The following is a 26548-nucleotide window of genomic DNA, read 5'->3' on the forward strand; positions in this document are numbered from 1 at the left end:
TTTTTGGCTGATCAGGCGTCGGTTTCACGACACAGGATGCCCCCGCCCCCTCGCCCGCCCCCTTGGCGATGATCTCGACAGAGGTGCTGTCAAAATCGCCGGGATGACAGCACCTCTGTCGAGATCATCGCAGGGTAGGGGAGCACCGGGCCGACGGCCGCCATGACCGCGGGCCACCACCGCCCCACCCGCCCGCGCCGCCCCACCCGGACCGCGAGGAACCCGCCGGACGGCTGGCGGGGCCGGGGAAGCGCCCCGCTTCTGCCGTCGCCGCCAAGACGGCGACCACGCACACGCGCCACGCCCGACAGCGCTACGGCGAGGGCCGCCGACCTTTCCTCGTCGCTGCCCTTGCGACCTTGCACCCCGGGGGCCCGCCGCCCGGCCAGGGCTCGAGAGTGGGGTACTTGCCGAGCCGCCCCTCCTGAACCGCGAGTGACCTGCCGGACGGCTGGCGGGGCCGGGGAAGCGCCCGGCTCGTTCCGTCGCCGCCCTTTACGGCGACCACGCACACGCGCCACGCCCGACAGCGCTACGGCGAAGGCCGCCGACCTTTCCTCGTCGCTGCCCTTGCGACCTTGCACCCCGGGGCCCACCGCCCGGCCGGGGCCGTGAGTGGGGTACTTGCCGAGCCGCCCACCCCCGGACCGCGAGCGACCCGCCGCCTGGCAGGCGAGGCTGCGGAACCACCCGGCCATGACGCCTCCTCGCTCCCCTCGCCGACCGGGGGTCAGAGCAGGGACTTCTGCACCTTGCCCATCGCGTTGCGCGGCAGGGCCTCGACCACGCGCACTTCCCTGGGGCGCTTGTGCACCGACAGGCGGTCGGCCACGTAGCCGATCACCTCCTTCTCGTCGATACCGTCGCCCACCAGGTACGCCACGATCCGCTGCCCGAGGTCGTCATCCGGAACGCCCACCACCGCGGCCTCGCGCACGGACGGGTGGTCCAGCAGGGCGGACTCCACCTCGCCGGCGCCGACGCGGTAGCCGCCGCTCTTGATCAGGTCCACCGACACGCGCCCCACGATCCGGAACCGTCCCTCGGCGTCCACTGCGGCCGCGTCCCCGGTCGAGAACCACCCGTCGGCCGTCCACGCCTCCGCCGTCGCATCGGGCAGCCCCAGGTACCCGTCGAACATCGTCGCCCCTCGCACCTGCAATGCGCCGATGCTCTCCCCGTCGGCCGCGACCGGGCCGCCGTCCTCCCCGCGGAGCCGGGCCTGGACACCACTGATCGGACGGCCGACCCACCCGGTCCTCGCCGATTCATCCGCCCGTGACGCCAGAGTGATGAGCGATTCCGTCATCCCATAGCGCTCGACGGGGGCGAGCCCCGCAGCCGCCTCCATCGCCTGGGCGACGCCGGCCGGGAGCCCGGCGCTGCCCGACACCAGGAGCCGCGCCGACCCAAGGGCCTTCGCCGCGTCGCGCTCGCGGGCGATGCGCGACCAGACCGTCGGCACTCCGAAGAACAGCGTGCCCCCGGCCTCCGCCGCAGCGGCATAGGCCTCCGGGCGCGGGCGCACCGTGTGCACCAGCGGGCTGCCCGTGCGCAGCGCCCCGAACAGGCCGAGCACGAGCCCGTGGACGTGGAACAGCGGAAGGCCGTGCACCAGTACGTCGTCCCGCGTCCAGTTCCAGGCGTCGGCGAGGCCGTCGAGGTCGGCGGCCACGGCGCGGCGCGGGATCAGAACTCCCTTGGGCGGGCCGGTGGTGCCGGAGGTGTACATGATGAGGGCGGTGGCCTCTGGGCCCGGGTCTGCGGGGCGGAACCCGGCGGGGGCGCGGTCGGCCGGGTCGGAGGGGACGCTCGGGACGGTGACCTCGTCGAGGGCGGGTCCAGCCCACAGCGCGGCCTTGGAGTCGCCGAGGATGTGCCGCCGCTCCGCCGTTCCCGCGTCGGCCGGGACAGGCACGACCGGCACCCCGGCGAGCACGCCCCCGACCACAGCCACCACGGTGGAGAGCGAGGCCTCCCCGTGCACGGCGACGGCGGGCGCGCCCGCGATGCGCGCGGCGAACGCCGACGCGGCCTCCCAGAGTGAGGGCCGGTCGATCGACTCCCCGCCCACGCGTACGGCGGGGACGTCGGTCCGCCCCTGGTCGGCGCTGCCCAGCAGCATCGCGCACCTCCTCCTCACGCCCGCGGGACCGCCCCGCGCAGGTCGGCGCGGAGACAAGACTGCCACGCAGGAGTGCGGGGGCGTGGGGGAGGTGGGCGGATCAGGGGGCGGGGCGGGCGGCGGTGTGGCATGGTCGGGTCCGTGTTCCTTCCACGCGACCAGGTCGCTTTCGCGTTCGGGCCCGCTCCGGTGCTGCTGATGGGCGGGGCTCCGGTACACGGGCTGCTTCCGGTCCTCCGCGGTGCGGGGGACGGCACGTTGCCGGTGTGCGACGGATGGAGGATCGAGGCGGGCGTGACCATGCTGGTGGTCGACGGCCCGGGGGACGACGGGCTGTTGATCCAAGGTGCGGTCGACGTGGACGACGCGAGAGACGTGGCGGCCTGGGGCGCGGCCGTCCAGGAGAGGGACGGGGCGCTGGTCCTGTCGTTGGACGAGCTGCCGGAGCGGCCTGACTGGCCGCGCCTGCTGAACGACGGCATCGCGCGGGGCGGGTTCATGACGAAGGCGTGAGCAGACTCCGGAAAGCACGCGCCGGAGCTGCGGGATCGTGCCACAGTGGTCGGGGAGTAGAGGTTCGCCGCCCAACACCGCAGGTGAAGGAGGGTGCTCCCCGCACGCGCGGGGATGGTCCCCCGGGCCGCTTGGCGGCCCACCACTTGTAGCGGTGCTCCCCGCACGCGCGGGGATGGTCCCCTCGGACTCACCCCGCTACCGGTCCGACCGACGTGCTCCCCGCACGCGCGGGGATGGTCCTGCACGTGCTCTTCCAAGATCTTTTCAGAGTGAGTGCTCCCCGCATGCGTGGGGATAGCCCCAGGTCCCAGTACCCCTTGATGAGCGCGATCGCGTGCTCCCCGCCCGCGGGGATGGGCTGCGTAGGGCACGGTCACGGTGGGGCCGGTGCGGTCGGTGGTGATGTGCTCCCCGCTCGTGCGGGGATGGACCCGACGGGGTGGCCAAGGCGTCCTGCAGACAGGGGTGCTCCCCGCGCGTGCGGGGGACCGCCTTCCTACTCGGGTCGGGGTTGGGTGACCTCTACATTCGGCACCCGAGGCGGCGTGCGGGAGCCCCAGGGGTGACGCCACGTCACACCCACGACGTGACGTGCCGCCACTGCCGCGGCGGTCCCATCGGCGGTGGAATCGATGGTGTCCCCGGCACTCGGTCTCGCTGGTCGACCGGTGTGTGGGCCGGGGGCGACGTCCGTTCCCGCCACGGCTTCACCGCCGTTGAGGAGGCCTCCGCCATGTCCGCCACCGGGCCCGACCACCTGACCCCGCCGACCGGTTCCGCAGCGTCCGCATCGCCCCTTCGACCCGGCTGGCCCGAGATCGCCGTCGGGCTTCTCGGGCTCGTGGTCGCCACGTCGGGGCTCTTCCTCTTCGGCGAGCACGGCCCCGTCAGCCTCGACCCCGTCGCCTTCGGCCTGGTCGTCGCCGCCTGGTCGGGAATCGCGGGCCTCGTCGGCTTCGGTGCGGCCTACGCCGTCCGCCGCCGTCCGCTCGCCGCCTTCGGCGTGCGCCGCACGACCTGGCGCTGGATGCTCGTCGGCGTCGTGGCCGGTGTGGTCGCCCTCGGCGCCAAGACGGCCGTGAACGCCGCCATCATCTCCTTCACCGACTTCGAGGCCACCAACCCCCAGGGCATGTACTTCGACGCGGCCGGCGGCGGCGCCTTGCCCCTGGTCCTCACCTTCCTGTTCCTGGCGATCCTCACGCCCATCGGCGAGGAGTTCCTCTTCCGCGGTGTCGTCACCAACGCGCTGCTGCGCTACGGCCCGCTGGTGGGCGTCCTCGGGAGCTCGGCCGTCTTCGCCGTCTTCCACGGCCTCAACTACATCCTCCCCTCCGCCTTCATCGTGGGCGTCATCGCCGCCGAGGTGATGCGGCGGAGCGGATCGATCTGGCCCGCGGTGGCCGTGCACACGGTCAACAACACCGCCCTGCCACTCCTCGTCCTCTTCACGCAGGGCACGTCCGCTGCCTGAGGGGGCGACGAGGGGCGAGGGGGCGGTGCGCTCACCGGCCGGGCGGGCGCGCGGCGATCACCTCCGCCAGCGCCGTCCCGGCGCGGAGCAGGGCGACCATCCGGTCGGCGATCGCGCCGATCCTGCTCTCCAGCACCGCGAGCGGCTCGTCCAGCCCTTCGAGGCCGCGCACGGCCTCGATGGTCCTGCGCACGTCCGGGACGCGGTACCCGGCGGCGCGCAGGGCGGCGGTGATGCGGGCCTCGCGGACCGCCGCGAGCGGGTACCGGCGTGCCGCGCCCGCCCGCGTGGCGACCCGTTCCGGTGCGACGAGCCCGCACTTCTCCCAGAACCGCAAGGTCGACGCGCGCACCCCCAGGGCCCCGGCGAGTTCGCCGATCGTCATCACGTCTCCTGCGGAGGGCTCGGCGTCCGACGCCGCCTCGGCGCTGATCGCCAGCAACGCGTGCCGCGCGGCGAGCGCCTCCTCCCGCTCCCTGCCGAGAGCGGTGTGCAGGGCGGCGACGGCTGCCGCCGCATCGTCGTACGCCGACGCGCGGATGCCCCGCATCGTGCGCCGGGCGGTGACGGGCCCAACGGCCGCCGCCAGATCGCGGTAGGCGCACAGGTCGCGCACGTGCTCCGGAGAGAAGCCGCGGTACCCGTTGGCGGCCCGGGGCGCCGGAGGGATGACGCCCTGGGCCTCGAGGTCGCGGATCTGCTGGACGGAGTAGCCGGTCGCGGCGGAGACCTCCCTGGTACGGAGCGGTCCGGCCGCCGTCCCGCCGTGCGCTCCCGCCCCGCTGGCCATCGGTCAACCCTCCATAAGCACTTCAACCCCACACTTCAACCATGAGTATGCAGCGGATCCTCGATGCCGTGCGCGCCCTGGACGGCGTGCTGGAGCTCGCGCCCACGGAGGGCAGCGGGTTCCCCGAGCTCGCCTGGGGCGACCACTTCTTCTACTACGCGCCCGACGGGAAGGTGCCCGAGCGGGAGCAGCCCTACGCCACGATCGTGACGAAGGACTACCCGGACGACACCGCGTCCGACCTCGACCCGGAGGGGAGGTGGCGGCTGAACATCCACGTGGGCAAGGCCGTCGCCGCCGAGGTCGCGGGGGAGGGGCCGGAAGGGGCGGTGGGGCCGCCCGACTTCGCCGCCGCCGACGTGTTCCTGCCGCACCCGGTGTATGGGTCCCTGGGGTGGATCGCCGTCGTCGTGCCGGGGGAGCGGACGTTCGACCGGGCCGTAGAGCTTCTCCGCGATGCCCACGAACAGGCCCGGAAACGGGCCGAGCGCCGTTCCGCGGTCGGTGGGAGCGGCGGGGGCGCCGAGGGCTGAGCGCCCACCCCTTCGGAGTGGAACGACCTCCTTGGACCTCCTTGGGCCCGGCTCGGCAGGCGCTCTGTGCCTTCGGGCCGGGTCGGGCCGGGAACCGCCCTCCTCTCCGTGCCGGAAGAGGCGTACATTGACGGCCATGGCTGTTGTCGAGACCGACGGACTGTCCATCGCCGAAGCCGCCGTCTACACCGGCCTGACGGCGGACACACTGCGCTACTACGAACGGATCGGGCTGGTCGGCCCCGTCCCCCGGGACGGCGACGGCAGGCGGCGCTATGACCGGGACACACTCCACTGGCTGGAGACCGTGCTCGTCCTGCGCGACACCGGCATGCCGGTGCGCGACATGGTCCGCTACACGCGGCTCGCCCGCCAGGGGGACGCCACGGCGGACGAGCGCCGCCGCATCATGGCCGAGCACCTCGAGCGCCTGCGCGCGCAGGAGGAGAACGTCGCCAGGGCGCGCCGCTTCGTGCAGACGAAGATCGACGTCTACGACGGCGTCCTGAAATCCTGCGCACCGCCACCCGATGAACCGGGCGACCGCGCACGCCCCTGACCCCTGACCGGGCTCCCGCCCGCGGGGACCGTTCCCCGCGGTGGGGCCCACCGCCCCGGCGCCGTCGTGCCCGACCCCTGTCGGAGACCGCTGCTTTGTTGACGCGGAACGTCCGGCCTCAGCCTGGCCGAGGCGGCGGCCGCAGACCGGGCGGGCCACCAGGCGGAGCCCGACGAGCGGATCGCCTTTGCGCAGCTGGCCGCCGAACTCGCCGAGCTGGGCCTGCCCCTGGGCACCCAGGACTTCGACGCCCTCGACGACACCGGTTACACCGTGGCCCCGGAGGCCCTCATGGACGAGCTGATCGAAGCCGAACGGGAGAAGCGCGGACTCGTTTGAGCGCGGCGACCCGGGAACGGGGCGGCGCCGGACGCCGGACAATCACGGCGATCCGCTCACCGCGATCCGGTCACCTCCTCCCGGGTGATCCCCAGGGCGGTTCTTCTGACCTCATCCCGGCCCAGCAGTTCCGCGCTGTCCCGGACCTCCACGGCCACGCCCTCGTCCTCCAGCCAGAACGCCTCCGCGGCTCCCATGAACCCGGGCGACCCCAGGTGGTCGAACTCCTCCAGCTCCCACTCCCGCGCATCGCGTTCGTGGTATTCGGCCAGGAACTCCCGCAGTTCCTCCGGCCCGGTCAGCGACGCGGCGCGCATCACCAGCACCTGGAGCTCCACCCGGAAGCCCCCGTCGGCCAGCGCCCTCTCCCACGTGCGGGCGGTGAAGTCCACACCGCCCCAGGTGTAGGAGTACTCCGAGGCCTCCACCTCGGCGCCCTCGGCCAGCGCCGCCGGCACGTGCCCGATCGCGAATCCGTCCACCGTTCCCCCTTCCGGCCCCGGCCCCGGCCCCGGCTCCGGCCCCGGCGCCGCTGCGGCGGCCACGGCCACGGCCGCGAGCACGGCGGCGAGCACCGCCGCCCACGCGCGCACCGTACCTCTCACGTATCGCATGCGCCTCGCACCTCCCTTCCCGGTCCGAAGGCCCTCTCCGGTCCGGCGGCACCAGCGTGCCGCCCCGGAAGGCGGCGCGGGGGCCGGGTTCCGCGCCTGTGGACGACGGCCCCGCACCGTCCGGGTCCGACACGCGTCACCGCTCGTTAACCAAGGGTCATTGCGCGGCTCGCCTCGACAGGGGACGCTCGAAGCGCCGCAAGGCGCCGAAGACCTACCCCGCTCACCGAGGAAACGGAGCCCCATGACGCACCGAACCCCCCGGCGTGTTCTCGGCCTGTCCGCCGCAGCCGTCGCCGCTGCGGCCGCTGCCGCCCTGCTCCCCGCCGCACCGGCCGCCGCCGCGTCGCTTCCGCCCGGCATCCCCTCCGCCTCCGAGGCCCGCAGCCAGCTCGACGGACTGCAGGTCCGCCCCGAAGGCGCCTCCGAGCCCTACGACCGCTCCCTCTTCCCGCACTGGGGGGCCGTCGACGGCAACTGCAACGCCCGCGAATACGTCCTGCGCCGCGACGGCGAGAACGTGGAGACCGACGACGCCTGCCGCGCGGTCTCGGGCACCTGGTTCAGCGCCTTCGACGGCGAGACCACCACCGACCCCTCCACCTTCGACATCGACCACCTGGTCCCGCTGGCCGAGGCCTGGCGCTCGGGCGCCGACACCTGGTCCTCCTCCAAGCGCTGGTCCTTCGCCAACAACGTGGAGGGCCCCCTGCTGTGGGCGGTCACCGCCTCCAGCAACCGGGAGAAGAGCGACCAGGACCCCTCCGACTGGCAGCCCTCCCGATCGGCCGTCCACTGCGACTACGCCAAGTCCTGGATCAACGCCAAGCACCGCTACGGCCTGGCCGTGGACAGCGACGAGAAGGCCGCCCTGACGGGCATGCTCGACCGCTCCTGCTGACCGGCGCGTTCGAGGCGCGCACGACGGCGCACACGAAAGGGGCGCCGCCCGCCACTCGGCGGGCGGCGCCCCCGGCTGAACGGCCTAGGGTCGGTCGACGAGGACGGTGCCCGCGGCCGGGGTCTGCGCGGCGGCCCCGCCGCCGTACAGCTGCTCGACCCGCGAGCGCTCCTGGTCGTTCGGGGTGGCGTTGGTGCAGCCCACCCCGCCCGTCGAACCGGACATCAGGGACGAGCAGGGCCCGGGCTTGACGTCCGGCAGGCCGAGGTTGTGCCCGAGCTCGTGGGAGGCGATGCGCACCGTGTCGTAGCCCTCCTGCACGGCCTGGCGGCCGAACCACACGGTGGCCGACCCGCCGGGCCGCACCGGGCCCAGCGTCGCCATCGGCCAGCCGTCGGTGGCCACGATGGTGATCTCGGCGCGCCGGCCGGGCTCGGCGGGCACCAGTTCGACGTTGTCCACGGCCGCGTTCCATTCGGCGGCACCGGCCGCCACCGCGTCCTGGAACTCTGCGGCACCGCTGGCGTCGTAGTACAGGACGGTCTGCTGGACGGCGGCGTCGCCGCCGGGTGCGGGTGCGGGGGAGGCGGCCGCCGGGGCGGCGACCGCGCCGCCGCCGATCAGCGCGGCGACGGTGGCGATGACGAGGGTGAGCGGGGATACCCGTCGCGTCATGTGCGGACTCCTTGCGGGTGGGGGAGCGTCGGCCCTTTTGGGGCTCGCGTGAGTCTAAGTCCGCCCATGTCCTACTACAAGGGGTGTTCACCTGGATTCCGCGCGTCACGGAAGGGGGTGCTCCGCCCCCGTCTCCGCGCCCGACCGCTTGACCTCCGCTTTCGTCGAGGCCCTTCGTCCCGGTCAGATCAGCGCCCTGCAGGTCCGCGTATCCGAGGTGGGCGCCCCCGAGGTCCGCGTGCCGCTCCTACGCCGTTGATCTCGGGGAATGCGCCCCTGAAAGCGGCCCGGTAGCGTCGTTTCTCCCGAGATCAACGCCGAGCGCACCCGCCTATCCGCGCGCCTTCTAAGCGCGAATGCGTGACCTCTCTGCATGCCGGGGTCGACCGCCCCTCCGTGACACCGCAGGTCGCAGTCCCCGCTCTGAGGGGCGTCACCGCTGTGCTTCCGGCCTCTCGGGGCGGGCGTGGCCGGTCAACCGTGCCAGGACGACGTCGACCACGTCCTCCACGTACCTGTCGGAGATGGTCGACTCACCGGTCAGGCAGCGGTGGGTGAGCATCGCCGGGCCGACCTCGGCCAGCAGGTCCAGGTCGTCGGCCGGGTCGCCGCCCTCGGCCAGGGCGGTGCGCAGCACCTCCCGGATGCGCACTTTGCAGGGGGCGACCACGTGGTCGTTGACCAGCGCGCGCATGAAGCCGGTCTCGGATCCCACCTCCGAGGCGACCGCCTGGAAGAGCGTTCCGCTCGTGCGGTTGAACACCGCCTGCAGGAAGCGCAGGAGGGCGACGAGGTCGGTGCGGGTGTCGCCGGTGCGCGGGACCTCATCGGGGTCGGGCAGGGTGTCGCGCAGGGCGTCGCGGACCATGGCCTCCTTGTCCGGCCACCTGCGGTACAGGGCGGACTTGCCGGTCCCCGCGGCGGCGGCGACGCTCTCCATGGTCAGGTTCGCGTAGCCGGTGGAGCGCAGCTCCTCCAGGACGGCGGCGAATATCGCCCGCTTGAGCTCCTCGCCCCGGCGCCGGGTCCGGGCAGGGGCCTCCGCGGCCGGATCGGCAGCGCTGGGCCGCATCGGTGGACCACCTCTCTTCCCGAGCCGAGCGCGGTCACCATCCTAGGGCGGGCCGCAGGGCCCCGGCCCGCCGTGCCCTGTTCGCGTGCCCCCGCACTTGTAGTGGACGTCTACGTTCACTATATAGTGGACGCGGACGTCCACTAATGGTGCCTCGTCGGCGCCCTCCCCACCCCCCGGAGGAAGAACCGTGTCCACAGCATCCTCGCCCTCCGCCCTGGAGGGCGCGCCGGCGCCCGCCGCGCCTCGGTGGCCCGGCCTGGCGCTGGTGGTGATCGTGGGAGTCGAGCTGATGCTGATGCTCGACATGACGATCATGAACATCGCCCTGCCCGACATCCGCGAGGGCCTGGGCTTCACCCCGACCGGGCTCGCCTGGGTCGTCAACGCCTTCGCCCTGGCCTTCGGCGGACTGCTGCTCCTGGGCGGCCGCGCCGGGGACATCCTCGGGCGCCGCAAGGTCTTCACCGTCGGCGTGCTGATCTTCACCGCCGCCTCGCTCATCGGCGGCCTGGCCGTCTCCGCCGAGATGCTCGTCGCCGCCCGCGCCCTGCAGGGCGTCGGCGCCGCGCTGGCCGGACCCAGCACCCTGGCCCTGCTCATGACCCACTTCGAAGAGGGGCCGCCGCGCAACCGGGCGCTGGCGGTCTACTCCACCGTCACCGGGTCGGCCATGGCCCTGGGCCTGCTGGCCGGGGGCGTGATCACCTTCCTGGCCTCCTGGCGCTGGGTGCTGCTGGTCAACGTGCCCATCGGCATCGCCGTGGTGGCGCTGGTGCCGCTGGCGCTGCGGGAGGCCGAGCGCAACGAGGGGCGCTTCGACATCGCGGGCGCCCTGGCCTCCACCGCTGGCCTCACCGCACTGGTCTACGGGTTCCTGCGGGCGGCCGAGGGCGCCTGGGGCGACCCGGTCACCCTGGCCTGCTTCGCCGGGGGCGTGGTCCTGCTGGGGCTGTTCGTCCTCAACGAGGGCCGTGCCTCCCAGCCGATCATGCCGCTGCGCCTGTTCGCCGAGCGCAGCCGCGCCGCGGGCCTGCTGAACATGCTGCTGGTGCCGGCCACCCTGTTCGCGATGTTCTTCTTCCTGGTCCAGTACCTGCAGGAGGTCCTGGAGCAGTCGCCGATCATCGCCGGGCTGTCGTTCCTGCCCATGGCCGTCGCGGTCTTCGGCGGCGCCCAGATCGTGCTCAAGCTGGTGCCCAAGACGGGCCCGAAGCCGATCGCGGCCACCGGCGTGGCGCTGATCAGCGCCGCGGCCTTGTGGCTGACCGTGCTCAGCCCCGACGGCGGCTACCTGACCGGGGTCCTGGGGCCGATGGTGATGTTCGGCATCGGCGTCGGATTCAGCGTGGTCCCGCTCAACATGATCATCGTCTCCGGTGTGCCCGCCGAGGACTCGGGGGCGGCCTCGGGGCTGCTCCAGGCGCTCCAGCAGATCGGCGGCGCCCTGGGCCTGGCGGTGCTGGTGGCCGTGTTCGGCGCGGCGAGCCGCGGCGCCGAGGCGGCCGGAGAGGGGGCGGCGGCCGTGATGACCGAGGGGATCTCGGGCGCGTTCATGGTCGGCAGCGTCTTCACCTTCGTCGCCCTGGTGGCCACCCTGATCGGCATCGACGCGGCCAAGACCAAGGCCGCCGCCGTCGGCGGAGGCGGCTGACCCCGCCCTGCCCCGCGGGGACGGGCCCGCGCCGCCGGCGGTGGCGCGGGCCCGCTCGTTTGTCCGGGGGGGGGCACCCCCAGGGGGCTCAGAGCACTGTGGGCGACGGGCGGGAGAGCGGATGCGCAGCGGGGCGGAGAAGCGCCCGCAGGGGGGCCGGTGCGCGGGGGAGAGCGGTCGCGGCCGGAAGGGCGGGCGGCGGTGGCACGGCGCCCGGATGAGGGGACACCGGCGCCTCCCTGCCGGGGGCGTCCGGCCGGTCCGGCTGCGGAAGGGGACCGTCGGCCGGGCGGCGCGGTGCCGGGCGGGGAGGCGCGTCATGACTACCGGCGGAACCGGGGGAGCCCGGTTCGGTAGGGGGCCTGGGTCGGGGCCCAGATGTTCACAGGGTCAGGGGCCGTCGTTCATCCGTTGCAGCCGCAGGAGCAGCCCGGCGCGCAAGAGCACGAAGAGCCGTGACCGCACGAGCATCCACCCATGAATGCGTCACCTCCCTCTTCTTGGGAGCATCAGCGGTCCGCGCCGCCTTGTCAACGGCCCGGTGCTTTACGGCCGCCGCCCCCGGCGCGGGCATGAGCGCCGGTCGCGCGCCTGCGCGCATTGTGCGGGCGTCGTGCGTGCACCGCGGATGCGCACGTCCCCGAGGGGCGCGTTAAAGGTCCGACAATTCCGTCGGCAGGCGACGTCAAGAACCCGTAAGTCCGTCTTGTCCGGTGATGTCCAGGGCGTTGAATCTCCCTTCGGGGCGAACGCGCCCTACCCCCCGCTCGCAATTCCCCACGGATCTCCCCGGAGATCCCCATGAAAGGAGACGGCTCCGATGGCCGACTTCGTGTTCGTGGGCGTGGCGGCGGCGTTCTTCGCGCTGTGCGTCGCCTACGTCCGCGGCTGCGACCGCATCATCGCGGCAGGCAGGGACGCGGACGCCTCCGCCGAGGAGGCCGACCACCGGCCCGCGCACGATCGGACCGCCGCGGCGGCCGCCGCAGAGGTGAGCCCCGAGTGAGCCCGGACAACGTCATCGCGCTGGTCCTCGCGCTGCCCCTGGCCGGATACCTGGTGGCCGCGCTTCTTTTCCCGGAAAGGTTCTGATGTCAGGCGCCGCCTGGTTCCAATTCGCCGCGCTGATCGCGGCCCTCCTCGCCACCGCCCCCTTCCTCGGCCGCTACATGGCCAAGGTCTACGGCGACGGGGAGAAGGCGCCCGGCGACCGGTTCTTCCTGCCGGTCGAACGGGCGGTGTACCGGCTGTGCCGGGTCGACCCGGACAGCGAGCAGCGCTGGACGTCCTACGCCCTGTCGCTGCTGGCGTTCAGCGCCGTCTCCTTCCTCGCCGTCTACGGGCTGCAGCGGCTCCAGCCGTTCCTGCCGCTCAACCCCGTCGACCTGCCGGCGGTCGAGCCCCGCGTCGCGTTCAACGTCGCGGTCAGCTTCGCCACCAACACCAACTGGCAGGCCTACGGCGGCGAGAGCACGATGAGCCACCTCACCCAGATGCTGGGGCTCACCGTGCAGAACTTCGTCTCGGCCGCGGCGGGCATGGCCGTGATGGCCGCCTTCCTCCGCGGCCTGGCCCGGCGCCGAGCCGCCACCCTGGGCAACTTCTGGGTCGACCTGACCCGCGGGACGCTGCGCATCCTGCTGCCGCTGTCCACCCTGGTGGCGCTGGTGCTCGCGGGGTGCGGGGTGATCCAGAACCTCAACGGCCACACCGTCGTCACCACGCTGGAGGGCGCCGCCCAGACCATCCCCGGCGGCCCTGCCGCCTCCCAGGTGGCGATCAAGCAGCTCGGCACCAACGGCGGCGGGTTCTTCGACATGAACTCGGCCCACCCCTTCGAGAACGCCACCGCCCTGTCCAACTTCGTGGAGAACTGGGCGATCCTGGTGATCCCGCTGGCGCTGGCCTTCACCTTCGGGGCGATGGTGCGCGACCGGCGGCAGGGCCGGGCCGTGTTCGGCATCATGCTCGCCGTGTGGGCCGTGATGTCCATCGGCACCATGGCGCTGGAGGCCGGGGGCAGCCCCCGGCTGGAGGCCCTGGGCGTGGACCAGAGCGCCGCCGCCGACCAGTCCGGCGGCTACCTGGAGGGCAAGGAGGTCCGGTTCGGCCCCGCCGCCTCGGGCCTGTGGGCCGCCTCGACCACCGGCACCTCCAACGGGTCGGTCAACGCCATGCACGACAGCTTCACCCCCGCCGGCGGCGGGCTGGCCATGGTCCACATGATGTTCGGCGAGGTCAGCCCCGGCGGCGTCGGCGTCGGCCTGAACGGGCTGCTGGTGATGGCGGTGCTGGCGGTGTTCATCGCCGGGCTCATGGTCGGGCGCACCCCCGAGTACCTGGGCAAGAAGATCCGGGCCGCGGAGATGAAGCTGGTCGTGCTGTACGTGCTGGCCATGCCCACCGTGCTGCTGGGCTTCGCCGCCGCCTCGGTGCTGCTTCCCACCGCCCTGGCCTCGCTGAACAACACCGGCCCGCACGGCCTCTCGGAGATCCTCTACGGCTACGCCTCCACCGCCAACAACAACGGCTCGGCGTTCGCCGGACTGGACTCCTCCACCACCTGGTACACCACCACGATGGGCCTGGCCATGCTGGTCGGCCGGTTCTTCCTGATCATCCCGGTGCTGGCGATCGCCGGATCCATGGCCGCCAAGCGCCCCGCCCCCGCCACCGCGGGCACGCTGCCCACCCACACCCCGCTCTTCGCCGGAATGGTCGTCGGGGTGATGGTCATCGTGGCCGGACTGACCTTCCTGCCCGCCCTGGCGCTTGGGCCCATCGTCGAGCAGTTGTCTCTGTAGGAGAACGACCGAAGTGCCCGAAACACAGCAGGCGGCCCCCGCGGCCGCCCCTCCCGCCGGGCCCGACGGGCCCGGCACCCGCCCCGCGGGGCGCCGCACGGCCGTGGACGGCGCCATGGTGCGCCGCGCCGTGGCCGACTCCTTCCGCAAGCTGCACCCCCGGGTGCAGGCCCGCAACCCCGTCGTGTTCGTGGTGCTGGTGGGCAGCGTGCTGACCACCGTGCTGTTCGTGCGCGACCTGCCGTCGGCGACCGCCGCCCAGAGCGTCTTCAACGGCCTGGTGACCGCCTTCCTCTGGTTCACCGTGCTCTTCGCCAACTTCGCCGAGGCCATGGCCGAGGGGAGGGGCAAGGCCCAGGCCGCGGCGCTGCGCGGCGGCCGGGCGGCGACCACCGCGCGCCGCCGCACACCCGGCGGCACCGAGGAGGTGCCCGCCACCGAACTGGCCGTGGGCGACGTGTGCCTGGTGGCCGCGGGGCAGACCGTGCCCGGCGACGGCGACGTCGTGGAGGGCGTGGCCAGCGTCGACGAGTCGGCCATCACCGGCGAGTCCGCGCCGGTGATCCGCGAGTCCGGCGGCGACCGCTCCGCGGTCACCGGCGGCACCCGGGTGCTCTCCGACGAGATCGCGGTGCGCATCACCGCCCCGCCCGGGCGGACCTTCCTGGACCGCATGATCGCCATGGTCGAGGGCGCCGAGCGCAAGAAGACCCCCAACGAGGTCGCGCTCAACATCCTGCTCGCCGGGATGACCGCCATCTTCCTGCTGGCCGTGGCCACCCTGCAGCCCTTCGCCGCCTACTCCGGCGCCGAGCAGAGCGTGGTGGTGCTGGTGGCGCTGCTCGTCTGCCTCATCCCCACCACCATCGGCGCGCTGCTGTCGGCCATCGGCATCGCGGGCATGGACCGCATGGTGCAGCGCAACGTGCTGGCGATGTCGGGCCGGGCGGTGGAGGCCTCCGGCGACGTCGACACCCTGCTGCTGGACAAGACCGGCACCGTCACCCTCGGCGACCGGCAGGCCGGGGACCTGGTGCCCATGCCCGGCGTCACCGATGCCGAGCTGGCCGCGGCGGCGCTGGCCGCCTCCCGCGCCGACACCACCCCCGAGGGCCGCTCCATCGTGCGGTACGCCTCCGAGCGCCACGGGGCCGGCGCCGACGCCGGGACCGCCGCCGGCGAGCCGGTGCCCTTCACCGCCGAGACGCGGATGAGCGGGATGGACGGCGAGCGGGTGAGCATCCGCAAGGGCGCCGCCGACGCGGTCCGCACCTGGGTCGAGGGGCGGGGCGGGCGGGTGCCCGACGCCCTGGACGCCGCGGTCGGCCGGATCTCCGCCACCGGCGGCACCCCGCTGGCGGTGGCGAGCGCGGACGGGGACGGGGCGCGGGTGCTCGGCGTCGTCCACCTCAAGGACGTCGTCAAGCCCGGCATGCGCGAGCGGTTCGCGCACATGCGCGCCATGGGCATCCGCACCGTCATGATCACCGGCGACAACCCGCGCACCGCGCGCGCGATCGCCGACGAGGCCGGGGTGGACGACGTCCTGGCCGAGGCCCGGCCCGAGGACAAGCTCGCCCTCATCCGCGAGGAGCAGGCGCGCGGCGCCATGGTCGCCATGACCGGCGACGGCACCAACGACGCACCGGCGCTGGCCCAGGCCGACGTGGGCGTGGCCATGAACACCGGCACGCAGGCCGCCAAAGAGGCCGGCAACATGGTCGACCTCGACTCCGACCCGACCAAGCTCATCGAGATCGTCGGGGTCGGCAAGCAGCTGCTGATCACCCGCGGCGCGCTGACCACCTTCTCCATCGCCAACGACGTCGCCAAGTACTTCGCGATCATCCCGGCGATGTTCTCCGGGGTGCTGCCCGCCCTGGACGCCCTCAACATCATGGGGCTGTCCTCGGCGAACTCGGCGATCCTGTCGGCGGTGGTGTTCAACGCGCTGATCATCGTCGCGCTCATCCCGCTCAGCCTGCGGGGGGTGCGCATGCGCGCCGGGACCGCCGCGGCCACGCTCCGCCGCAACCTGCTCGTCTACGGCCTGGGCGGGCTCATCGCCCCGTTCATCGGCATCAAGGCCATCGACCTCGTCCTCACCGCCCTGGGGGTGTCCTGACATGCTGCGCCAACTCACCGCGGCGGCGGGAATGCTGCTGGTCTTCACCGCCCTCACCGGGCTCGTCTACCCGCTGGTGGTCACCGGCGCCGCCCAGGCCGCCTTCGGGCACCGGGCCGACGGGTCGCTCATCGAGCGCGACGGCGAGGCGGTCGGCTCGGAGCTGATCGGCCAGCCCTTCGAGGGCGAGGGGTACTTCCACCCGCGCCCCTCGGCGGTCGGCTACGACGGGGCCGCCAGCGGCGGCGACAACCTCGGCCCCTCCGACGAGGGCCTGCTGGAGGGCATCGAGGCGCGCACGGAGGAGTATCGGGCCGAGAACGGCCTGGCCGACGACGCCGAGGTGCCGGTGGACGCGGTCACCGCGTCGGCCTCCGGGCTCGACCCGCACATCACGGTCGCCAACGCCCGCCTGCAGACCTCCCGCGTGGCCGAGGCGCGGGGGATGGACACCGGCGAGGTGGCCCGGCTCGTCGACGACAACACCACCGGGCGCACCCTGGGCGTCCTGGGGGAGAAGGGCGTGAACGTCCTGGAGCTGAACCTGGCGCTGGACGAGGAGGCGCCCGCGTCCTGACGCCGAGGGACCATCCTCCCTGATGCGGCCGCCCGGTACACCCTCCGCCGGGCGGCCGCCGGTGTGTCCCACTGGCGTTCGGCCCCGTCCGTCCCGACCATTCCGGTATGGGAATCACACACGCGAGGACCGTGACCCTGCCGGTCGCCGACCTCGACCGGGCCGGCGAGTTCTACACCGAGGTCCTGGGGTTCGCCGTTGTCGCGGACCGGACCGTGGGGCCGGTGCGCCACCTGGAGGTCGCCCCGCCCGGGGCGCGCACCGGGTTCGCGCTGTCGGTCGCCGAGCAGGGGTGCGGGCACGGCATCGTCCTGGAGAGCGACGACGTCGACGGCGACTGCGCGCGCCTGGCGGCGGCGGGGGTGCACGTCGAGGAGCCGGAGGACCACCCGTGGGGGCGCCAGGCGGGCTTCACCGACCCCGACGGCAACGCCTTCGTGCTGGCGGGGCCGGTGCCCGACGGGTACTGATCAGCCCTCCAGGCCCTGCGCCTCGGCCGCGTTCTCCACGATCTCGTCCAGGACGGCCTCGGCCTCCTCCCGGCCGATCGTGTCGCCCAGAATGCTCAGGCTGAAGCGGACACCGGGCAGGTGGTACTCCAGCTTCTCCTGGAGCTCGGAATCGGTGTGGTCGGCGACGCCGCCGAAGCGCTCGGTGACCTCCGTGTCGTAGAAGCCGTCGCCCTGCGCCTCGCCGGAGGGGTCGCCGCCCTCCTCGTCCACGGCGCTGGGCTCCTCGCCCACCTTCAGGGAGGCCACGCGCGGCAGGGGGATCTCCAGGTCGTCCCTGCCCTCGCCGAAGATCTGGCAGCTCAGGTGGCCGTCGAGCACCCCGCCGCTCTCCCGGCCGGTCGCCCAGTCCGCGCGCGCGGTGACCGCGTCGGCGAAGCCGATCTCCTCGCAGTCCTCGGGCATCTCCAGCAGGTCGGGGCCGGCTTCGGTCGGGCTCGGCTCGGGGGAGGGCTCGGCCGCGGCCTGCTCCCGGCCCTCCTCCGCGCCGTCCGCACCGGCGCCTCCTTCGGAATCGGCGCCGCCCCCGCAGGCCGACAGGGCCAGGAGGGCAGCGGCGGCCGCGGACGTGAATGCGGTGAAACGGACGGGGGATGCCGGTTCGGTGGTCATGTTCCTCATTCTTCGATTCCTCTGCAGCGACGACGACCGTACAGGAATCTCTAGAAACGCCGGAAACCGGAATATCGGTGTGAATTTCGCGACACCCCGCCCTTGAATGCGTTCCGTGAATGGCGCCCCCTCGGGAAGGCGGGAATTCCAGGTCGCGAATGCGTGGGGGCGGGTGGCGGCCACTCTGCGTGTCCCCGCCTTGGCCGGACGTGGCCGTGCGGTGGCCGGGTGATCGCCGGGCCTTCGCCGGGCGGCGGTGTGTCGTGCGGCACAGAGCCGTCCCCCGTGGTCGCGGGGGTGGCCGGCCGATGTACGATAACGATTATCGTTTTCAAACGGAGGAAGGCGAGGTCCCCCAGATGAAGCAGGCCCTGCCCGCGCGAGTCGCCCTGGTCGCCGGGCTCCACGCCGACGCCCGGAGGCGGGCGGTCGACCGGCTGCTGGAGGCCGAGCCCGGTGCTCTCGCGATCCACCACGACCTGGACCGCATCGGCGACGGCGAGGTGTACCGGGTGCTCCGCGACCGCTGGGGCACCGTCGAGCGCACCCGGGTCGACCTGGTCCACTCCTGCGTCTCGTGCACCCTGCGCGAGGACCTCGTGCCGCTGCTGTGCGGGCTCGCCGAGCGCGGCGAGCACAGCCTGTACGTGGTCGAGTCCTGGGACACGGTCGCTCCGCGCTCGGTGGCCGAGGCCCTGACCGCCACCGTCGTCGACGACCGGCCCGTCACCGCGTGGGTGCGCCTGGCCGGGGTCGCCACCGCCGTGGCCGCCGACCGGCTCGTCGCCGACCTCGCCTCCACCGACGACGTCGACGACCGCGGGCTGTCCGTGGCCGAGGAGGACGACCGCACCGTCGCCGAGGTGCTCGCCCAGCAGGTCGAGTACCCCACCTGCCTCGTGCTCGACGTCGGCGAGGGGGCAGGCGAGGCGGCCGGGGGCGAGCGCTGCACCGCGGTCCTCCTCCAGCTCAACCCGGCCGCCCTGGTGGTGCCGCCGGAGCGGGAGGCGCTGGCCGCCATGGCCGAGGGCGGCTTCGACGCCGAGGCCGCCGCGGCCCGGATGGACCCGGCCACCGCCCAGCCGCCGGACTCCTGCGAGGCGGGGGAGGTGCGCACGGTCACCTGGCGCCGCTCGCGCCCGCTGCACCCGGACCGGCTGCACCGGGCGCTGGACGACGTCGTCGCCGCGTCGCTGCGCAGCCGGGGGCGGTTCTGGCTGGCCAGCCACCCCGACACCATGCTCGCCTGGGACGCCGCCGGGGCGTCGCTGTCGGTGGAGCCGTGCGGCCCGTGGCTGGCCGCCCTGCCCGACGCGGCCTGGGACCTGGTCTCCGAGCGCCGCCGGGCGGCGGCCGCCCTGGACTGGTGCGCCGAGCACGGCGACCGCTGCCAGTGCCTGACCTTCACCGGCGTGGGCCTGGACGCCCGCCGCCTCACCGAGGTGCTCGACTCCTGCCTGCTCACCGACGAGGAGCTGGCCCGGGGCTACAGCCGGGACGAGGTCGGCGACGACCCCTTCGACGAGATCATCGCGGCCGCCCTCTGAGGCGGCGGCGACCCACACCCGAGACCGAGGAGCGCCCGTGAAGCCGCGCCGAGACGTGCGCACGCGCCGCAAGCCGAACCCGCTGGCGGACGTGGACTACATCGACTACAAGAACACCGACCTGCTGCGGAAGTTCATCTCCGACCGGGGCAAGATCCGCAGCCGCAGGGTCACCGGGGTGACCGCCCGGCAGCAGCGCCTGCTCGCCGCCGCGATCAAGAACGCCCGGGAGATGGCCCTGCTGCCCTACCCCGACCAGGACCGCGCCCGCCCCGGGCGCCGCTGACCGGGCGGGGCCGGCGGCACGGCACGCACCCGTCGGCCCCGCCCTCCCGCACGGCCGTCCTCAGCAGTAGAACGTGTAGCTCTCGGCCTTGTTGTCGAAGCCCTGGAGTTCGAGGTTGCCGTAGCGGCCGGGGCGGAGGTCCACGTACCCGCCGCCGAAGCCGTCCAGGTCCCACAGGCGGACGGTGCACCCGGTCTCGTTGATCACGGACGAGATCTCGTTGTCGCCGTCCCAGCCGTCGATGTCGCACCCCTCGGCCGGGCACTGCGAGGGGCGGGTCTGGACGTAGAGCGAACCCGTGTAGTCCGGGTCCTCCCACATGCGCACCTCTCCCGGGGCGGCCTGCGCCTCGGCGGAGGCGGGGGCGCCGGCCGCCGCGGCCGTTCCGGAGGCGAGGACGAGGCCTGCGGCGCCCAGGGCGATGGATTTCCTGCTCAACACGGTGGCACGTTCCCTTCGATTCGCTGTGAGCGGGGTTCTGGAAGCGGTTTCTGTGTCGTTTCTGTGTCGCTGCAGGTGAAAGAGGGATCGGCCGGTGGGCCGATGTCCGCATCAGCCTACGACCGCTTTTCCGCCCCGGCCATGCCGTTGCCGCATGCGGACAATTCCGAGAATGGTCCGCCTGGGGGTCTCCGCGGTGCTACCGCTGATCGCGGGAACCCTTTATCAATAAATACCATCGGATCTCGCATTATATTTTCGATGAGCGGAATATGGGTATTCGGCGGGGGGCTGCCGCGCGACCTGGGGTGGTGAGCGCTTTCCAGGCCCGGGGCGCCGGGTCCGCCGCGCGGAGGCGCCCGCGGCGGTTCGCGTGCCCTGGCACTGGCGCCGGGGCGGCCCCGTGGCGTAGTTTGGAAAGCGCTTTCTCGCGTGGTGCCGGGGACCGAGCCCCGGCGCCCGGCGCGCGGGAGGACACGTATGGCGGGAGAACACATGACTGATCGCGTTGTCGGTGTGGCGATGAACGGCGTCACCGGCCGCATGGGCTACCGCCAGCACCTGCTCCGCTCGGTGCTGGCGATCCGCGAGGCCGGAGGGGTGCGCCTGCCCGACGGCGGCCGCATCCTGCCCGAGCCCTACCTGGTCGGGCGCTCGGAGCAGCGGGTCGGCGAGCTCGCCCGGCGGCACGGCGTCGAGCGCTGGTCCACCGACCTGGACGCGGTTCTGGGCGACCCCGGGGTGGAGGTCTACTTCGACGCCCAGATCACCAGCGCCCGCGAGGCGGCGGTGCGCTCGGCCCTGGCCGCCGGCAAGCACGTCTACGCCGAGAAGCCGGTGGCCTCCACCCACGCCGCCGCCCGCGACCTGGCCAAGCTCGCCCAGGCCTCCGGCGCCTCCAACGGGGTGGTGCAGGACAAGCTGTTCCTGCCCGGGCTGCTCAAACTGCGGCGCCTGGTCGACTCCGGCTTCTTCGGGCGCATCCTGTCGGTGCGCGGCGAGTTCGGCTACTGGGTCTTCGAGGGCGACTGGCAGCCCGGCCAGCGCCCGAGCTGGAACTACCGCGCCGAGGACGGCGGCGGCATCGTGCTCGACATGTTCCCGCACTGGCACTACATCCTGGAGAACCTGTTCGGCCGGGTGCGGGCGGTCACCGTGCGCACGGCCACGCACATCCCCGAGCGGCGCGACGAGGACGGCGAGCCCTACCGGGCCACCGCCGACGACGCCGCCTACGGGATCTTCGAGCTCGACGGCGGCGCCGTCGCCCAGTTCAACTCCTCCTGGGCGGTGCGGGTCGACCGCGACGAGCTGGTGGAGTTCCAGGTCGACGGGACCCACGGCAGCGCGGTGGCGGGGCTGCGCGAGTGCCGCGTGCAGCACCGCACGGCCACCCCCAAGGCGGTGTGGGACCCGGATGCCCCCGACCTGGCCGACTACCGCTCGCAGTGGCAGCGCGTCCCCGACAACCAGGAGTTCCCCAACGGGTTCCGCGCCCAGTGGGAGCTGTTCCTGCGCCACCTGGCCACCGGCGAGCCCTTCGGCTACGACTTCGCCTCCGGTGCGCGCGGCCTGCGCTTCGCCGAGGCCGGACTGCACTCCGCCGCCACCGGCACCCGCGTCGAGCTGGACTGGGAGGACGAGGCATGACGGGCACCTCGGAAAGCCTTTCCATACGACTTCCGGACGGCAGGGGCGGCCTGGCCGAGTACCGGCCCGCCGCCGCCCCGGCGGTCCCCTCCTCCGGGCGGCCGCCGCGGTCGCGGCGCTGCATCGCCGCCGCGCACGTCGTCGCCGACCCCCTGGCCGGGAACGCCCCGGGCGCCCCGGCCCGCCCCGACTGGGAGGCCACCCTCGCCTTCCGCCACCACCTGTGGGACACCGGCCTGGGCGTGGCCGACGCGATGGACACCGCCCAGCGCGGAATGGGCCTGGACTGGGCCGCCACCGCCGAGCTGATCCGCCGCACCGGCGCCGAGGCCCGCATCCGCGGGGCCGACCTGGTCTGCGGCGCCGGGACCGACCAGCTCGACCCCGCCGAGGGGGACGGCCTGGACCCGGTGGTGCGGGCCTACACCGAGCAGCTGGAGACGGTGCAGGAGGCCGGGGCCCAGCCCGTGGTCATGGCCAGCCGCGCCCTGGCCGCGCGCGCCCGCGGGCCGCGGGACTACGCGGAGGTGTACCGGCGCGTGCTCGCCCAGGCCTCGCAGCCGGTCGTGCTGCACTGGCTGGGGACGGCCTTCGACCCGGCGCTGGCCGGGTACTGGGGCGCCGACGACCCGGCCGAGGCCATGGACCACGTCGCGGCGCTGATCGCAGAGCACGCCGACCGCATCGACGGCATCAAGGTGTCGCTGCTCGACGCGGGCCTGGAGGTCCGGCTGCGGCGGATGCTCCCCGAGGGCGTGCTGCTCTACACCGGGGACGACTTCAACTACCCCGAGCTGATCCTGGGCGACGACGAGGGCCACTCCCACGCGCTGCTCGGGGTGTTCGCCGCGATCGCCCCGGCCGCGGCCGAGGCGGTCCGGGCGCTCGACACCGGCGACACCGGCCGGTACCGGTCGCTGCTGGAGCCCACCGTCCCGCTCGCGCGGCACCTGTTCTCCGCGCCCACCTACAACTACAAGACCGGCATCGCCTTCCTGGCCTGGCTCAACGGCCACCAGCCGGGGTTCACGATGGTGGGCGGGGCGCAGAGCGCACGGGACATCCCGCACCTGTGCACCGCGTTCCGCCTGGCCGACCGGGCCGGGGTCCTCACCGACCCGGAGCTGGCCGCGGCGCGGCTGCGCAGCCTGCTCGACGTCGCGGGGGTGGAGCGATGAGCGCCGCCGACCCGCGCCTGGCGCGGCTGTCCATCAACCAGGCCACGGTCAAGCGGCTCAGCGTCGCGCAGGCGGCCGACGCCTGCGCCCGCGCCGGGGTGCCCGCCATCGGCCTGTGGCGCGAGCCCGTCGCCGACGCCGGCACGGCCGCGGCCGCCAAGGCCGTGCGCGACGCCGGGCTGCGCGTCTCGTCCTACTGCCGCGGCGGCTTCCTCACCGGCCCCGACCGGACGGCCGCCCTCGACGACAACAGGCGGGCCCTGGACGAGGCGGCCGAGGTCGGGTCCCCCTGCCTGGTCATGGTCGTGGGCGGGCTCCCCGAGGGCGACCGCGACCTGGTGGGAGCGCGGGCGCGCGTCACCGACGCCCTCGCCGAGCTGGCGCCCTACGCCCTGGAGCGCGGGGTGCGCCTGGCGCTGGAGCCCCTCCACCCGATGTTCTGCGCCGACCGGTCGGTGCTGTCCACCCTCGGCCAGGCGCTCGACATGGCCGAGGCCCTGCCCGAGGCCGCCGCCGGCGTGGTGGTGGACGCCTACCACGTGTGGTGGGACCCCGAGGTGTACGGGCAGATCGCGCGCGCCGGGGCGCGCATCGCCTCCTACCAGGCCTGCGACTGGGTGCTGCCGCTGCCCGCCGACGCCCTGCTGGGGCGCGGCATGGTCGGCGACGGCCACGCCGACGTGCGCGGGCTGCGCCTCGCCGTGGACCGCGCGGGCTATGACGGCGACATCGAAGTGGAGATCTTCAACGAGCGCGTGTGGCAGGCCGACGGGGACGAGGTCGTCGCCGAAGTGGTCCGCCGCCACCTGGCGCACGTGGTCTGACCCCCCACCCCCCACGCCTACGGGAGGCATCCGCAATGCAGTTCGACGGCATCCTGTTCTTCCCCATCACCCCCTTCGACGACAAGGGCGCCCTGGACGAGGAGGCGCTCGACCGGCACATCCGCGACGGCATGGTGCACGGGCCCGGCGGCGTGTTCGCGGCCTGCGGAACCGGGGAGTTCCACGCACTGGGCGCCGAGGAGCACGCCCGCGTCACCGCCCGCGCGGTCGAGGCGGTCGGCGGCCGGGTCCCCGTCGTGGCCGGTGCGGGCGGGAGCGTGCGCACGGCCGCCGAGCAGGCCGCGGCCGCCGCCGACCTGGGCGCCGACGCGGTCCTGCTGCTGCCGCCCTACCTGGTGGGCGCGTCCCAGCGCGGCCTGGTGGAGTACGTGCGCGCGGTCGCCGAGGCAGCGGCCGTGCCCGTCATCGCCTACCAGAGGGCGAACATGGTGCTCACCCCGGAGACGGCGGCCGAGGTGGCGCAGATCCCCGGTGTGGAGGGCATCAAGGACGGGGTGGGCGACCTGGGCGCGATGCGCCGTATCGTCCAGGCGGTGCGGGCCGTGCGCGGGGAGGACTTCGCGTTCTTCAACGGGCTGCCCACCGCCGAGCTCACCTTCGCCCCGTACCGGGCGGTGGGGGTCCCGCTCTACTCCTCGGCGGCCTTCGCCTTCGCGCCGGAGGTCGCCACCGCGTTCTACCGGGCGGCGCACGCCGGGGAGCCGCTGGCCGACCGGCTGCTCACCCGCTTCTACGAGCCGCTGGTGGCGCTGCGCGACCGCGCGCCCGGGTACGCGGTCGCCATGGTCAAGGCGGGGGTGCGGCTGCGCGGCGGCAGGGCCGGTGCGGTGCGCCCGCCGCTGACCGACCTGACCCGTGAGGAGGAGGCGGTGCTCGCCGAGATCATCGACGCGGGCCTGCGCGCGGTCGAGGGGGAGTGAGCACGGTGCGGATCGAGTCCGCGGCGGTTCGCGCCCACCGGTTGCCCCTGCACCGGTCCTGGGACGGGGGCGTGGACAAGAACGACCTGGTCGTGGTGGAGGTGGCGGCCGACACCGGGCACACCGGGACCGGCTTCGCCTGGACCCCGGGCGCGGGGGCCGGGGCGGTGCTGGCGCTGGTGCGCGACGACTGCGCGCCCGCGCTGGTCGGGTGGGCCCCCGACCCCGGCGTGTGCTGGGACGCGCTGCGCGCCCGGCTCGCCGATGCGGGGTCGGGCGGGGTGAGCGCGATGGCGCTGGCGGCCGTCGATATCGCCCTGTGGGACCTGCGCGCGAAGGCCGTCGGACTGCCGCTGGTCGAGCTGCTCGGGCGGCGCCGGGACGCGGTTCCCGCCTACGCCAGCGGGGTGAACCTGGACTACCCGAAGGACGAGCTGCTCGACCAGGTGCGCGGGTGGAAGGCGGCCGGGCACCGGGCCTTCAAGGTGAAGGTGGGCTCGGCCGACCCCGCGCGCGACGCCGACCGGGTGGCGGCGGTGCGGGAGGAGGTGGGCCCGGAGGCGGTCCTGATGGTCGACGCGAACCAGCGCTGGGACCTGCCGTCGGCGGTGCGGGCGCTGGGGGAGCTGGAGCGCTTCTCCCCGGCGTTCGTCGAGGAGCCGCTGCCCGCGGAGGACCTGCGGGCGCACGCCCGCCTGCGGGCCCGGACCGCGCTGCCGTTCGCGATGGGGGAGAACCTGCGCACCGAGCGGGCGTTCGCCGCGGCGCTGGAGGCCGGGGTGTGCGACGTGGCCCAGCCCAACGCGGTGCGGGTCGGGGGGATCACCCCGTTCCTGCGGATCGCCGGTGCGGCGGCCGAGGCGTCGGTGCCGGTGGCGCCGCACCTGCTGCCGGAGCTGTCGACGCAGCTGGCCCTGTGCGTGCCGCGGGTGGCGATGGTCGAGGACATCGACCGGGCGTGGCTGGAGGACCTGGGGGCGCTGGAGCGCCCGAGCGGGGTGAGGGTGAGCGCGGGCGCGGCCACCGCGGACACGGGGCCGGGCCACGGCCTGGAGTTCCGAAAGGACCTGCCCCCGCTGCCGGAGGGGTAGGGCATCCGGTCCATGGGGGGGCAGGGCGGTGGCGGTCGGAGGCGATGTCGGAGGCGCTGTCGGAGGAGATTTCGGAGGCGATGGAGGGAGCGGGGCGGTTCCCCGATCCTGCTTGCCGTCCGTCCGGTCGCTCGCGGCCCGGGGGTGGGCGGGCGGCCGAGCAGGTACTCCGCTTCAGGGCCCCGGCCGGGCGGAAGGCCGCCGGAGTGCGGCGTGGAGGGCGGCGACGAGGAGAGGTCGGCGGCCCGTGCGGCAGCGTTGTCGGGCGCGGCGCGTGTGCGTGGTCGCCGTGGTAGGGCGGCGACGGCCAGGGCCGGGCGGTTCCCCGGCCCTGACTGCCGGGCGGCGGGCTGCTCTCGGTCTGGACGGGGACGGCCCAGCCGGTGCCCCACTCACGGACCCCAGCCGGGCGGCGGGCCACCGGGGCGCGGCGTGGAGGGCAGCGACGACGAAGGCGGGCGGCCCGTACCGCAGCGCTATCGGCCGTCTGGCGTGTGCGTGGTCACCGTGGATGGCGGCGACGGCGACAGCCGGGCGGTTCCCCGGCCCCACCTGCCGTCCGGTGGGCCCCTCGCGGTCCGGGTAGGCGGCGCGACCGGGCGGGCGCGTGGCTGAGCGCGTTCGTGGCGGCCGCACCCCCGGTGCGCCCCAGCCCGGCGATGATCTCGACAAAGGTGCTGTCAAAACCGCCGGAATGACAGCACTCTTGTC

26 protein-coding genes are annotated in these 26548 nt (G+C 74.1%); 19 read left to right on the forward strand and 7 right to left on the reverse strand.

Annotated elements, in window-relative coordinates; genetic code table 11:
- Positions 1-730 precede the first annotated feature (730 nt).
- Positions 731-2125 carry an AMP-binding protein gene (locus tag O4J56_RS25160; RefSeq protein ID WP_270689178.1) on the reverse strand — a complete coding sequence of 465 codons (1395 nt, stop codon included), beginning with the start codon at positions 2123-2125 and terminating at the stop codon, positions 731-733.
- Positions 2126-2266: 141 nt separating this feature from the next.
- Between O4J56_RS25160 and O4J56_RS25165 the strand changes: the two genes are divergently transcribed.
- Together O4J56_RS25165 and O4J56_RS25170 are read left to right on the forward strand one after the other, a co-directional pair.
- Positions 2267-2638 carry a hypothetical protein gene (locus O4J56_RS25165; protein ID WP_270689180.1) on the forward strand — a complete coding sequence of 124 codons (372 nt, stop codon included), beginning with the start codon at positions 2267-2269 and terminating at the stop codon, positions 2636-2638.
- Positions 2639-3374: 736 nt separating this feature from the next.
- Positions 3375-4115 (forward strand): CPBP family intramembrane glutamic endopeptidase, encoded by a 741-nt coding sequence (locus O4J56_RS25170; protein ID WP_270689181.1) that lies wholly within the window; start codon positions 3375-3377, stop codon positions 4113-4115.
- Positions 4116-4146: 31 nt separating this feature from the next.
- Here the strand turns inward: O4J56_RS25170 and O4J56_RS25175 are convergent, their stop codons facing one another.
- Entirely contained in the window at positions 4147-4905 is a 759-nt protein-coding gene (locus O4J56_RS25175; protein ID WP_270689182.1) for a MerR family transcriptional regulator, read from the reverse strand.
- A gap of 47 nt (positions 4906-4952) precedes the next feature.
- Between O4J56_RS25175 and O4J56_RS25180 the strand changes: the two genes are divergently transcribed.
- Both O4J56_RS25180 and O4J56_RS25185 read left to right on the forward strand, forming a co-directional pair.
- The gene (locus O4J56_RS25180) at positions 4953-5438 is read left to right on the forward strand and encodes a DUF6194 family protein (RefSeq protein WP_270689205.1); all 486 of its coding nucleotides are present in this window, start codon (positions 4953-4955) and stop codon (positions 5436-5438) included.
- Positions 5439-5574: 136 nt separating this feature from the next.
- Complete coding sequence (locus O4J56_RS25185) at positions 5575-5997, forward strand: MerR family transcriptional regulator (RefSeq protein ID WP_270689183.1); 423 nt, start codon at positions 5575-5577, stop codon at positions 5995-5997.
- Positions 5998-6392: 395 nt separating this feature from the next.
- On the opposite strand, the gene O4J56_RS25190 is transcribed toward O4J56_RS25185, so the two are convergent.
- Positions 6393-6950, reverse strand: coding sequence for a hypothetical protein (locus O4J56_RS25190; RefSeq protein WP_270689184.1), 558 nt, complete (start codon positions 6948-6950; stop codon positions 6393-6395).
- Between the two features lie 244 nt (positions 6951-7194).
- On the opposite strand from O4J56_RS25190, the gene O4J56_RS25195 reads away from it, so the two are divergent.
- A complete protein-coding gene (locus tag O4J56_RS25195) occupies positions 7195-7851 on the forward strand; it encodes an HNH endonuclease family protein (RefSeq protein ID WP_270689185.1) in 657 nt (218 codons plus the stop codon).
- Positions 7852-7935: 84 nt separating this feature from the next.
- Here O4J56_RS25195 and O4J56_RS25200 read toward each other — a convergent pair whose 3' ends face one another.
- Positions 7936-8526: a snapalysin family zinc-dependent metalloprotease gene (locus O4J56_RS25200; RefSeq protein ID WP_270689186.1), complete on the reverse strand. Its 591-nt coding sequence runs from the start codon at positions 8524-8526 to the stop codon at positions 7936-7938.
- A gap of 433 nt (positions 8527-8959) precedes the next feature.
- Positions 8960-9598, reverse strand: a complete 639-nt coding sequence (locus tag O4J56_RS25205; RefSeq protein ID WP_270689187.1) for a TetR/AcrR family transcriptional regulator — start codon at positions 9596-9598, stop codon at positions 8960-8962.
- 190 nt (positions 9599-9788) lie between these two features.
- Between O4J56_RS25205 and O4J56_RS25210 the strand changes: the two genes are divergently transcribed.
- From O4J56_RS25210 to O4J56_RS25240, 7 genes are all read left to right on the forward strand, one after another.
- Positions 9789-11252 carry an MFS transporter gene (locus O4J56_RS25210; RefSeq protein ID WP_270689188.1) on the forward strand — a complete coding sequence of 488 codons (1464 nt, stop codon included), beginning with the start codon at positions 9789-9791 and terminating at the stop codon, positions 11250-11252.
- Between the two features lie 820 nt (positions 11253-12072).
- Positions 12073-12258 (forward strand): hypothetical protein, encoded by a 186-nt coding sequence (locus O4J56_RS25215; protein WP_270689190.1) that lies wholly within the window; start codon positions 12073-12075, stop codon positions 12256-12258.
- The gene (gene kdpF / locus O4J56_RS25220) at positions 12255-12344 is read left to right on the forward strand and encodes a K(+)-transporting ATPase subunit F (RefSeq protein WP_270689191.1); all 90 of its coding nucleotides are present in this window, start codon (positions 12255-12257) and stop codon (positions 12342-12344) included. The genes O4J56_RS25215 and kdpF overlap by 4 nt, the downstream gene beginning before the upstream one ends.
- The gene (gene kdpA / locus O4J56_RS25225; RefSeq protein WP_270689192.1) at positions 12344-14056 is read left to right on the forward strand and encodes a potassium-transporting ATPase subunit KdpA; all 1713 of its coding nucleotides are present in this window, start codon (positions 12344-12346) and stop codon (positions 14054-14056) included. The genes kdpF and kdpA overlap by 1 nt, the downstream gene beginning before the upstream one ends.
- A gap of 115 nt (positions 14057-14171) precedes the next feature.
- A complete protein-coding gene (kdpB, locus tag O4J56_RS25230; RefSeq protein ID WP_270689206.1) occupies positions 14172-16181 on the forward strand; it encodes a potassium-transporting ATPase subunit KdpB in 2010 nt (669 codons plus the stop codon).
- A 1-nt stretch (position 16182) separates the two neighbouring features.
- A complete protein-coding gene (gene kdpC, locus O4J56_RS25235) occupies positions 16183-16758 on the forward strand; it encodes a K(+)-transporting ATPase subunit C (RefSeq protein ID WP_270689193.1) in 576 nt (191 codons plus the stop codon).
- Between the two features lie 107 nt (positions 16759-16865).
- Positions 16866-17228: a VOC family protein gene (locus tag O4J56_RS25240; RefSeq protein WP_270689194.1), complete on the forward strand. Its 363-nt coding sequence runs from the start codon at positions 16866-16868 to the stop codon at positions 17226-17228.
- Here O4J56_RS25240 and O4J56_RS25245 read toward each other — a convergent pair whose 3' ends face one another.
- Positions 17229-17879, reverse strand: a complete 651-nt coding sequence (locus O4J56_RS25245; protein ID WP_270689195.1) for a hypothetical protein — start codon at positions 17877-17879, stop codon at positions 17229-17231.
- Positions 17880-18238: 359 nt separating this feature from the next.
- Here O4J56_RS25245 and O4J56_RS25250 point away from each other — a divergent pair, with 359 nt between their 5' ends.
- Together O4J56_RS25250 and rpsR are read left to right on the forward strand one after the other, a co-directional pair.
- Positions 18239-19426, forward strand: a complete 1188-nt coding sequence (locus O4J56_RS25250) for a CobW family GTP-binding protein (RefSeq protein WP_270689196.1) — start codon at positions 18239-18241, stop codon at positions 19424-19426.
- Positions 19427-19463: 37 nt separating this feature from the next.
- Complete coding sequence (gene rpsR / locus O4J56_RS25255) at positions 19464-19712, forward strand: 30S ribosomal protein S18 (protein ID WP_270689197.1); 249 nt, start codon at positions 19464-19466, stop codon at positions 19710-19712.
- A gap of 60 nt (positions 19713-19772) precedes the next feature.
- On the opposite strand, the gene O4J56_RS25260 is transcribed toward rpsR, so the two are convergent.
- Positions 19773-20150 (reverse strand): peptidase inhibitor family I36 protein, encoded by a 378-nt coding sequence (locus tag O4J56_RS25260; protein ID WP_270689198.1) that lies wholly within the window; start codon positions 20148-20150, stop codon positions 19773-19775.
- A gap of 498 nt (positions 20151-20648) precedes the next feature.
- On the opposite strand from O4J56_RS25260, the gene O4J56_RS25265 reads away from it, so the two are divergent.
- The 5 genes from O4J56_RS25265 to O4J56_RS25285 are packed head-to-tail and all read left to right on the forward strand — an operon-like array spanning position 20649 to position 25837.
- Entirely contained in the window at positions 20649-21803 is a 1155-nt protein-coding gene (locus O4J56_RS25265) for a Gfo/Idh/MocA family protein (RefSeq protein ID WP_270689199.1), read from the forward strand.
- Complete coding sequence (locus tag O4J56_RS25270) at positions 21800-22981, forward strand: dihydrodipicolinate synthase family protein (protein WP_270689200.1); 1182 nt, start codon at positions 21800-21802, stop codon at positions 22979-22981. Before O4J56_RS25265 ends, O4J56_RS25270 begins: the two co-directional genes overlap by 4 nt.
- Complete coding sequence (locus O4J56_RS25275) at positions 22978-23805, forward strand: sugar phosphate isomerase/epimerase family protein (RefSeq protein ID WP_270689201.1); 828 nt, start codon at positions 22978-22980, stop codon at positions 23803-23805. Before O4J56_RS25270 ends, O4J56_RS25275 begins: the two co-directional genes overlap by 4 nt.
- Before the next feature lie 35 nt (positions 23806-23840).
- A complete protein-coding gene (locus O4J56_RS25280; RefSeq protein WP_270689202.1) occupies positions 23841-24746 on the forward strand; it encodes a 5-dehydro-4-deoxyglucarate dehydratase in 906 nt (301 codons plus the stop codon).
- Positions 24747-24751: 5 nt separating this feature from the next.
- Positions 24752-25837 (forward strand): mandelate racemase/muconate lactonizing enzyme family protein, encoded by a 1086-nt coding sequence (locus O4J56_RS25285; RefSeq protein WP_270689204.1) that lies wholly within the window; start codon positions 24752-24754, stop codon positions 25835-25837.
- Positions 25838-26548 lie beyond the last annotated feature (711 nt).

The sequence above is a fragment of the Nocardiopsis endophytica genome, assembly GCF_027706725.1.
GTDB classification, from domain to species: Bacteria; Actinomycetota; Actinomycetes; order Streptosporangiales; family Streptosporangiaceae; genus Nocardiopsis_A; species Nocardiopsis_A endophytica.